General features: G+C 73.6%; 6 protein-coding genes. 3 read left to right on the forward strand and 3 right to left on the reverse strand.

Features of this window, described 5'->3' with window-relative positions:
- Positions 1–19 precede the first annotated feature (19 nt).
- The 3 genes from DT076_RS11745 to DT076_RS11755 are packed head-to-tail and all read right to left on the reverse strand — an operon-like array spanning position 20 to position 4,112.
- Positions 20–1,657, reverse strand: a complete 1,638-nt coding sequence (locus DT076_RS11745) for a polyketide antibiotic transporter (RefSeq protein ID WP_114126845.1) — start codon at positions 1,655–1,657, stop codon at positions 20–22.
- Positions 1,654–2,670, reverse strand: coding sequence for an ABC transporter ATP-binding protein (locus DT076_RS11750; RefSeq protein ID WP_407642721.1), 1,017 nt, complete (start codon positions 2,668–2,670; stop codon positions 1,654–1,656). Before DT076_RS11750 ends, DT076_RS11745 begins: the two co-directional genes overlap by 4 nt.
- The gene (locus DT076_RS11755) at positions 2,667–4,112 is read right to left on the reverse strand and encodes a GuaB1 family IMP dehydrogenase-related protein (RefSeq protein WP_114126846.1); all 1,446 of its coding nucleotides are present in this window, start codon (positions 4,110–4,112) and stop codon (positions 2,667–2,669) included. Before DT076_RS11755 ends, DT076_RS11750 begins: the two co-directional genes overlap by 4 nt.
- A gap of 85 nt (positions 4,113–4,197) precedes the next feature.
- Here DT076_RS11755 and DT076_RS11760 point away from each other — a divergent pair, with 85 nt between their 5' ends.
- The 3 genes from DT076_RS11760 (at position 4,198) to DT076_RS11770 (ending at position 7,345) form a co-directional block, all read left to right on the forward strand.
- Entirely contained in the window at positions 4,198–4,989 is a 792-nt protein-coding gene (locus DT076_RS11760) for a GAF and ANTAR domain-containing protein (protein ID WP_114126847.1), read from the forward strand.
- 180 nt (positions 4,990–5,169) lie between these two features.
- A complete protein-coding gene (locus DT076_RS11765) occupies positions 5,170–6,312 on the forward strand; it encodes a fatty acid desaturase family protein (protein WP_114126848.1) in 1,143 nt (380 codons plus the stop codon).
- Positions 6,313–6,322: 10 nt separating this feature from the next.
- A complete protein-coding gene (locus DT076_RS11770) occupies positions 6,323–7,345 on the forward strand; it encodes a glutathione S-transferase family protein (RefSeq protein WP_114126849.1) in 1,023 nt (340 codons plus the stop codon).
- Positions 7,346–7,485: the final 140 nt, after the last annotated feature.

The raw sequence follows: 7,485 nt of genomic DNA on the forward strand, positions 1-7,485 counted from the left end.
TCCTAGGGCGGGGGAGGGCTCACCGCACCAGGTCGCGACGACACCACCCCGCGCGGGCGGCCAGCACCGCCGCGACCGCGACCGCGACCATCACCACCGACGGCCACCAGCGGGGGTCGTCGGCCAGCGGGTTGGCGACGTGGTGGAAGGGGGAGACCAGCCGCAGCCAGTCCACGGGGCCGAACAGCGGCGCGAACTGGCCCACCAGCATCAGCCCGAACAGGAGCACCCATCCCAGCCAGCCGGTGGTGGTCGGCAGCAGCCCCACCAGCACGGCCCCGACAGCCAGGTAGACCACCACCAGCGGCAGGTCCGCCGCCGCGACGGCGAGCACGGTCCGCATCCGTACGGCGGTGCCGGCACCCGGGTCGAGGGCGAGGGTGGCGGCGGTGGTGCCCGCGGCCACCAGCACCACCAGGCAGCCGGTGACCAGGCCGAAGCCGACATGGGACCAGAACCACGCCGAGCGGGGAGGGTGGGTCGTCAGCGCCAGCTCTCCGACCGCCAGCTCCTCGGCGCGCAGCCGGATCACCGACTGCATCGCCTGCAGGCACGCCAGCAGCGTCACGAAGCCGAGGACGGCGACGAGGAAGGTGTCGACCATGCTGCCACCGTGGCCGGCGGCACCCAGGCGCTCCAGCAGCGCCGCCAGCTGCGGGTTCTCGGCGAGGCCGGCGGCCAGCCGCGGCCCGAGCAGACCCGCCACCGCGCCGAGCGACGCGCCCAGCAGCAGCCAGACCAGGGTCGTCCCGCGCAGGGTGCGCACCACGAGTCCCAGCGGGCTGCCGAGACCACTGGCCGCGGAGGCGGGCCCGCGTCCGGGCGCCACCACCGACGTCCCGAGCTGGCGCCGCCCCTCGACCGTGACGGCCACCCCGACCAGGAGCAGCGTCAGCAGCGGGTAGCCCAGCAGCAGTGCCGGGCGGGGCTCGCCGAAGCCGTGCACCTGCTGCACCCAACCCAGCGGGGACAGCAGGCTCGGCCAGGCGCTGTCCACGCGTAGCAGGTCGTCTGAGGGCGTCCCGGCGGCGTCGCCCAGCCCGCGCAGCAGGTACGCCACCCCGACCACGGTCGCCGCGGCGGTGCCCGCACCGCGGGCGGTGGGCAGCGCCTGGGCCGCGAGCAGCCCGACGCCGGTGAAGACCGACCCGACACCCCACACCCCGGCGCCGGCGACGACCGTGCCCACCGGGTCGAGCCCGGCCAGCAGACCGGACAGGGCGAGCGCCGTCCCCGCCGCCAGCGTGGCCAGCACCCCGACGACGGCGGTCGCCAGAGCCGGCAGCCGACGGCCGACGGGGGTGCCGCCGACCAGCTCGCTGCGCCCGGCTTCCTCCTCGGCCCGGGTGTGGCGCACCGCGGTCGTCGTGCCGAGGACGCCGGCCATCACCCCGGTGAAGCTGGAGACGCTGAACATCATCACGCTGCCCAGTCCGTCGCCCTGCGGTGCCCCGCGCACGAACAGCACCCCCGGGTTGGTGACGGCCAGCGCCACCAGCTCGCGACGGGCCTGCGCGTCCAGGGCCTGCCCGAGCAGCGCGGCCACCCCGCCCCACAGGAAGGCGAAGCACAGCACCCAGGTCAGCAGCGTCCAGCGGTCCCGTCGCAGCCGGTGCCCGACCAGGAGCCGGAGCGCGCGCCCGGTGCCGGTCCTCATCCCCGGACCTCGGGTCGGCGACGGCGCGGACGGCTGGCGCGCCGCGGTGGGGCGGCCGGGTCGTCCAGCGCGTGGCGCGGCCGTGCGGCCTCGGAGGGGCCGTAGTGGCGGAGGAAGAGCTCCTCCAGGCTCGGTGGGGAGATCGTGAGGTTGTCGACCGGCTGCGCGGCCAGCCACGCCAGCACCCGGGGCAGCAGCTCGGCGCCCACGCTGAACGTGGTGCGACCACCCTGCTGCTCGAGGTCGTCCACGGCGAGCTCCGGCCGCAGCACTCCGGTGTAGGAGACCCGAGTCGCGCTGAGGTGCCTGAGCTCGGCCAGGCTGCCGCTGTCCACGACCCGGCCGGCCCGGACGATGGTGACCCGGTCGCACAGCTGCTCGACCTCGGCCAGCAGGTGGCTGGACAGGAGCACGGTGGCCCCGCGCTCGGCCACCCGGTGCACCTCCTCGGCGAAGACCCGCTCCATCAACGGGTCCAGGCCGCTGGTCGGCTCGTCCAGCACGTAGAGGTCGGCCGGTGTGGCGAAGGCGGCGACGAGTGCCACCTTCTGCCGGTTGCCCTTGCTGTAGGTCCGGCACCGCTTGCGGGGGTCGAGCTGGAAGGCTTCCAGCAGCCGTTCCCGGTCGCCCACGTCGCCGCCGCGGAGCCGGGTCAGCAGGTCGACCGCCTCACCACCGGTCAGCTGCGGCCACAGAGTGACGTCGCCGGGGACGTAGGCCAGGTGGCGGCGCACCTCCACGCCGTCGCGCCAGGGGTCGAGCCCGAGCACTGTGGCGTGACCGCCGTCGGCCCGCCAGTGCCCGAGCAGCACCCGCAGCGTGGTGGACTTGCCGGCGCCGTTGGGCCCGAGGAGGCCGTGCACCTCACCGGGACGCACCACCAGGTCGAGCCCGTCCAGGGCCCGCACGGAGCCGAGTCGCTTGATGAGTCCCTCGGTGACGACGACCGCGTCCACCGGCCCACGGTAGCGCCGCCGCCGGTCGCGGGGCTCGCCGTGCGCCGGGCCGCTCACCAGCTGGAGTGGACCGGGCGGCCCTCCTCGTAGCCCGAGCTGGACTGGACGCCGACCACGGCCAGCTCGGCGAACTCGGTGAGGTCGCGGGCGCCGGCGTAGGTGCAGCTGGAGCGGACGCCGGAGGTGATGAAGTCGAGCAGGTCCTCCACGCCGGGCCGGTCGGGGTCGAGGTACATCCGGGAGGAGGAGATGCCCTCCTCGAACAGCGCGGCCCGGGCGCGCTCGTAGCCCGAGGAGTCCTTGGTGCGGTTGCGCACGGCGCGGGCCGAGGCCATCCCGAACGACTCCTTGTAGCTGCGGCCGGAGGCGTCGGTGAGCAGGTCGCCGGTGCTCTCGTGGGTGCCGGCGAACCAGGAGCCGATCATCACCGACCCGGCGCCGGCGGCCAGGGCCAGCGCGATGTCGCGGGGGTGCTTGACGCCGCCGTCGGCCCAGACGGCCCGGCCCTCGGCGCGGGCGGCCTCGGCGCACTCGAGCACCGCGCTGAACTGCGGCCGGCCGACGCCGGTCTGCATCCGGGTGGTGCACATCGCACCCGGGCCGACACCCACCTTGACGATGTCGGCCCCGGCGGCGGCCAGGTCACGGGTGCCCTCCGCGGTCACCACGTTGCCCGCCACCACCGGCACCCGGCGTTCGGCACGGGCGTCGCGGACCGCGGTGACCGCGGCCAGCGCGCTCAGCATCTTCTCCTGGTGCCCGTGCGCGGTGTCGACCACCAGCAGGTCCGCCCCGGCGTCCAGCAGCCGCTCCGCCCGGCCGGCGACGTCCCCGTTGATGCCGACCGCGACCCCCACCTGCAGCCGGCCGGAGGGGTCGGTGGCGGGGGTGTACAGGCCGGCGCGCAGCGCGCCGCGCGGGGTCATCACCCCGACCAGCCGGCCGTCGTCGTCGACGGCCACCGCGACGTCCTGGTGGCTGCTGGTCAGCAGCTCGAAGATCTCGCGCGGGGTGGTGCTGGTGGGCACGGTGACCAGGTCGGTGCCCATCACCTCGTGGGCCTGGGTGAAGCGGTCGCTGCCGGCGGCCGCGCCGGGACGCACCACCCCCACCGGGCGGCTGTCCTCGACCACCACGGCCAGCCCGTGGGAACGCTTGGGGATCAGGCTGAGGGTCTCCCCGACGGTGGTGTGCGGGCTGACGCGGACCGGGGTGTCGAAGACGACGTCGGCGCCCTTGACGCGGGCGATGGCCTCCCCGACCACGTCGGTGGGCAGGTCCTGGGGGATGATCGCGACCGCGCCGCGCCGGGCCACCGTCTCGGCCATCCGCCGTCCCGACACCGCGGTCATGTTGGCGACCACCAGCGGCAGCGGGGTGGCGGCGCCGTCGGTGCTGGTGAGGTCGACGTCGTGGCGGGAGGTGACCGCCGAGCGGTTCGGCACCATGAAGACGTCGTTGTAGGTCAGGTCGTGGACCGGCGGTGTGAGGAATCGCACCGGCCCAGCCTAGTCCCGCCGGACGGTGGCGCTCGTCCTAGGCTTTGGGACGAGCACCCCGCCGGGGTCGCACTGGAGGGGAGCGATGAGCGCGAATCGACCGGAGACCGTCACCGCGGCACCGTCGCCGCGGTCGGAGCGCCTGGTGGGCTCCAGCGACGACCTGGACGACCTCCGCGTCGGCCTGGACGCCCTGTCCGGGCTGGCCATGGGACGGCTGAGCCTCACCGACACCCTCACCGCCGTCGCGACCTTCGCGGTGCAGGCGGTCCCCGGTGCCGACGGGGCTGGCCTGACCCTGCGCGAGGACGAGCGTGCCGACGTCGTGGTGGCCACCTCCTCTTTCGTGGCCGAGGTCGACGCGGTGCAGCGGGAGTTCGGCCAGGGGCCGTGCCTGACGGCGCTGACCGAGGGCCGCGTGGTGCGCTCGGGCTCGCTCGGCAACGACGAGGAGTGGCGCCGGTTCGGGTCCAAGGTGGCCCGGATGGGCGTGCACAGCGTCCTGGCGCTGCCGCTGCAGACGGCCGAGGGGGCGGTCGGGGTGCTGGACGTGTACGCCCACGCCAAGCACGCCTTCGACGAGCGCGCGGCCCACCTCGGCCGGTTGTTCGCGGTGCCGGCGTCCATCGCGGTGCAGAACGCGCGGGAGCTCGCCCGGGCCACCCGGTCGGTCGAGCAGCTGGAACGGGCGCTGGAGGAGCGCGGCAGCCTGGAGCGGGCGGTCGGCATCCTCATGAGCCGCAGCGGGTGCACCCGCGAGGAAGGGCTGGAGCGGTTGCGCCAGCTGAGCCAGGACCAGCACGTCAAGCTGACGACCGTGGCGGACTCGATCGTGGATGAGGCGGTGCGTCGGGCCCGGGCGAGGCGCTCGCCCTGAGTCCACGACCGACCTCCGTGCCGGGTTTTCCTCAGGTGCCACCGGGTACGGTCGAGGTGTTGCTCACCCAGCCGGCCTGGGAGCTGGGGGACCGTTGACCCGTTCGCCGTCCTCCCTCCTGTCTTCCACGACAGCCGCCCAGACACCTTCCCGGGATCGCCCGAACAGATCGGATCCCTCATGACCTCGACCCTCGTCGACGCCCCTCCGCCGCGCGAGCGCGGCACCGCCAGCGACTTCACCGCGCTGACCCGCCGCGTCCGCGACGCCGGCCTGATGCGCCGCCGCTACGGCTACTACTGGACCAAGCTGATCGGGTCCGTCGTGCTGCTGGCGGCCTGGACCGTCGGTTTCGTCTGGATCGGCGAGAGCTGGTGGCAGCTGGCCAACGCGGCCGTGCTGGCCGTGCTGATGACCCAGATCGCCTTCCTCGGCCACGATGCCGCGCACCGCCAGATCTTCGCCTCGGGACGCTGGAACGACTGGACCAGCCTGGTGGTGGCCAACCTGCTGGTGGGGATCAGCTACGGCTGGTGGCAGAGCAAGCACACCCGGCACCACTCCGGGCCCAACAAGGTCGGTACCGACCCCGACATCGACCTCTCCGCGGTGGCCTTCACCCCCGAGCGGGCCCACCGGCACCAGCACCCGGTCTGGCGCTGGCTGATGGCGCGGCAGGGCTGGTACTTCTTCCCGTTGCTGCTGCTGGAAGGGGTCTCCCTGCACGCCGACGGCATCCAGCGGGTGGTCAGCCGCCGGCCGGTGCCCCGCCGCTGGGTGGAGATCAGCTTCCTCGTGCTGCGGCTGGGCGGTCTGGTGACCCTGCTGCTGCTCGTGCTGCCGCCGGGAATGGCTGCGGCCTTCCTCGGGGTGCAGCTGGCCGTCTTCGGGCTCTACATGGGCTCGGCCTTCGCGCCGAACCACGTCGGCATGCCGCTGGTGTCGCCGAAGCTGCGGCTGGACTTCCTGCGCCGGCAGGTGCTGGTGAGCCGCAACATCTCCGGCGGTCGCTGGATGTCGGTGCTGATGGGTGGGCTGAACCTCCAGATCGAGCACCACCTCTTCCCCTCGATGTCGCGGCCCTCGCTGCGCAAGGTGAAGGCCATGGTGGTCGAGCACTGCACGGCGGTGGGGGTGCCCTACACCGAGATGTCGCTGTGGAAGGCCTACGGGCAGGTGGTGGACCACCTCAACACGGTGGGTCTGAAGAACCGCGACCCCTTCCTGTGCCCCCTGGTGGCCGTCCGGCGGACACCGTCGCTGGCCGAGGAGCAGCCCGCGTTCGCGCTGGCCCGGACCGGCGCGCCGTCCCCACGCAACTAGACTCCGGGACATGGCCGAGGGCGAGCAGGGGACCTACGTGAAGAGCGGCGAGGAGTTCGTCCGCGACACCGACTACGTGACGACCAGGATCACCTGCGACGGCGCGGACGGGTTCACCCCCGAGGCCGGCCGCTACCGGCTGGTGGTGGCCCGGGCCTGCCCCTGGGCGAACCGGGCGGTGATCGTGCGCCGGCTGCTGGGCCTGGAGGGGGCCATCTCGATGGGCATGTGCGGTCCGACCCACGACGCCCGTAGCTGGACCTTCGACCTCGACCCGGGCGGCCGCGACCCGGTGCTGGGCTACGAGCGGCTCCAGGAGGCCTACTTCGCCCTGGACCCCGACTACCCCAAGGGCATCACGGTGCCGGCCATCGTCGACACCACCACCGGCAAGCTGGTCACCAACGACTACCCGCAGATGACTCTCGACCTCTCCACCGAGTGGACCGACTTCCACCGCGAGGGCGCTCCCGACCTCTACCCCGAGGCGCTGCGGGACGAGATCGACGCGATGGCCCAGACCAACTTCACCGAGGTGAACAACGGCGTCTACCGGTGCGGGTTCGCCGGCTCCCAGGAGGCCTACGACAAGGCCTACCGGCGGCTGTTCACGCGGCTGGACGAGCTCGAGGAGCACCTGAGCACCCGCCGTTACCTGGTGGGGGACACCATCACCGAGGCCGACGTCCGGCTGTTCACCACGCTGGCGCGCTTCGACGCCGTCTACCACGGCCACTTCAAGTGCAACCGGGCCAAGCTCATCGAGTTCCCGGCACTGTGGGCCTACACCCGCGACCTGTTCCAGACCCCCGGGTTCGGCGACACCATCGACTTCCCGCAGATCAAGGAGCACTACTACGTGGTGCACACCGAGATCAACCCGACCCGGATCGTCCCGCAGGGTCCGGACGTCCGCGGCTTCCTCTCCCCGCACGGGCGTGAGCAGCTCGGCGGGCGTCCGTTCGGCGACGGCACGCCGCCCGGTCCGCCGCCGGAGGCCGAGCGCGTCCCGCCGGGGCACGGCGCGGACTGAGACGACGCAGCCCGGGTCCGGTGTGCACCGGACCCGGGCTGTCGCGTTCCCGGATGCTCTCGCCGTCAGGCGAGCTCCACACCCGTCTCGCCGTCAGGCGAGCTCCACACCCGTCTCGCCGTCAGGCGAGCTCCACACCC

It is taken from the genome of Desertihabitans brevis (assembly GCF_003327535.1).
GTDB lineage: Bacteria > Actinomycetota > Actinomycetes > Propionibacteriales > Propionibacteriaceae > Desertihabitans > Desertihabitans brevis.

Excerpts from the sequence above, each read along its gene's own strand:
- DT076_RS11760 (WP_114126847.1), top strand. The coding sequence starts at position 4,198 with ATGAGCGCGAATCGACCGGAGACCGTCACCGCGGCACCGTCGCCGCGG.
- DT076_RS11765 (WP_114126848.1), top strand. The coding sequence starts at position 5,170 with ATGACCTCGACCCTCGTCGACGCCCCTCCGCCGCGCGAGCGCGGCACC.
- DT076_RS11745 (WP_114126845.1), bottom strand. The coding sequence starts at position 1,657 with ATGAGGACCGGCACCGGGCGCGCGCTCCGGCTCCTGGTCGGGCACCGG.
- DT076_RS11770 (WP_114126849.1), top strand. The coding sequence starts at position 6,323 with ATGGCCGAGGGCGAGCAGGGGACCTACGTGAAGAGCGGCGAGGAGTTC.